The 2,072-nt window shown below is 66.0% G+C and carries 1 protein-coding gene; it reads left to right on the top strand.

Annotation, left to right across the window (positions count from 1 at the left end; genetic code table 11):
* The coding region (locus A5650_RS03455) for a condensation domain-containing protein (protein ID WP_156743992.1) at positions 1–2,072 on the top strand (2,072 nt) is incomplete at both ends.

The following is a 2,072-nucleotide window of genomic DNA, read 5'->3' as shown; positions in this document are numbered from 1 at the left end:
CAGGTGGATCGGTTGAGCCGGTTGTGGTTTGAGGCATTGGCCGGGATCTGTGCGCTGGTGCGCGCCGGAGGAGGCGGGCTCACGCCCTCAGACATCGCCCCGGCCACGCTGAGCCAGTCGCAGCTCGACGAACTACAGCAGCAGTACGCCGTCGCCGATGTGCTGCCGCTGACCCCGCTACAACACGGGCTCCTCTTCCACGCCGGCAGTGGCCAGGACACCGACGACGATGTGTATGCGGTGCAGCTGAATATCGCCATCACCGGCCCGCTGGATGCTCAGCGGCTGCGCGAGGCGGTGCACGAGGTTGTCGGTCGCCACCCACACCTCGTGGCGCGGTTCTGCGATCGGTTCGACCAACCGGTGCAGGTCATCGAGGCTCATCCGGTGGCGCCGTGGCGCTATGTCGACCTGGGCGATGCCGCCGGTGTTGATGCTCGTGTCGGCCAAATATGCGCCGAGGAGCGCGCCGCGGTGGGCGATCTGGCGAGTCAGCCTGCGTTCCGGGCGGCGCTGATCCGCACCGAGCCCGATCGGCACCGGTTCGTGCTGACCAATCATCACATCGTGATGGATGGCTGGTCGCTGCCGATCCTGCTGCAGGAGATCATCGCCGGCTACTACCGTCAGCCGCTGCCCCCACCCGTTCCCTACCGGCGAATTGTCAGCTGGCTCGCCGAGCGAGACGTCGACGCCGCCCGTGCGGCCTGGGCTCAGGTGCTGGCAGGGTTCGACACCCCCACCCTCGTGGGCCCCCCGGGCCGTTTCGAATCGGGGCGGCGAGGTGTTCGCTCACACCGAGTGTCCGAGCAGACCACCAGCGCTCTGACGGAACTGGCGCGTGCGCGCCAAACGACGGTCAACACGGTGCTGCAGGCCGCGTTTGCCCAGTTGTTGGCGGGATTGACCGGTCAGCATGATGTGGTTTTCGGCACCGCGGTGTCGGGGCGTCCGGCCGAACTCGCGGGCGCGGAATCGATGGTCGGCCTGCTGATCAATACGGTGCCCGTGCGCGCGACCCTCACGGCGGCAACCACAGGTGTGGAGTTGCTCGAGCAGTTGCAACGCGCCCACCACCGCACCCTGGAACACGAGCATCTTGCGCTGCCGGAGATCCACCGGCTCACCGGCCACGACCAGCTGTTCGACACCCTGTTCATCTACGAGAACTATCCGGTAGACACCGCCGCGATGACTGATGAGCATGAGCTGGCCATCACCGAGTTCGGCACGCGCGAGTTCAATCACTACCCGCTCACAGTTGCGGCAACCCCAGGGCGTGAACTGAATCTCACCTTCGAATTCGACACCGAGGTGTTCGAGGCAGTCGGCATCGAGGCCCTGATCGAACGGTTAGGGCGGGTGCTGGTGGCGCTGACCACCGATCCGGAGCGGCGGTTGTCGTCGGTCGATCTGCTCGACGAACTCGAACAGGCTCAGCTGGATGAGGTCGGTAATCGGGCGGTGTTGACACGGATGGCCGGGCCGTTGGTGTCGATTCCGGAGTTGTTCGCCGCGCAGGTGGCCCGCGCCCCGGAGGCGGTGGCGATGTGTTGCGGTGAGCGGACGTGGAGTTACCGCGAGTTGGATTCAGCTGCCAACCGATTGGCGCATTTGTTGGTCGGTCACGGGGTGGGTCCGGGTGAGCGGGTGGCGTTGGTGTTGCCTCGCTCGGGCGAGGCGATCGTGGCGATTTTGGCGGTGCTCAAGACCGGGGCGGCGTATGTGCCGATCGATTCGGCGCATCCGGATGCGCGGATCGGGTTCGTGCTCGATGACGCCGCACCGATGGTGGTATTGACCACGGCGGGGTTGGCCCATCGGGTCGCAGGGCGCAAGGACGTACTGCTCATCGATATCGATGATCCTGCTGTTGATTCCCAGCCCGCCATCGGGTTGGCGGTGCCGTCGGCCGACGATATCGCGTACCTGATCTACACCTCGGGGACCACGGGGACCCCGAAGGGAGTGGCGGTACCGCACCGCAACGTCGTTCAGCTGCTGGAGACGCTGGAGGCCGATGTGCCGACGGCGGGGGTGTGGTCGCAGTGTCATTCGTTGGCGTTCGACTT

Source organism: Mycobacterium sp. 1164985.4 (assembly GCF_001668575.1).
In the GTDB taxonomy this organism is placed as follows: domain Bacteria; phylum Actinomycetota; class Actinomycetes; order Mycobacteriales; family Mycobacteriaceae; genus Mycobacterium.
Note: the sequence above shows the minus strand (reverse complement) of the source record. Positions and strands in the feature narration are given on the sequence as shown.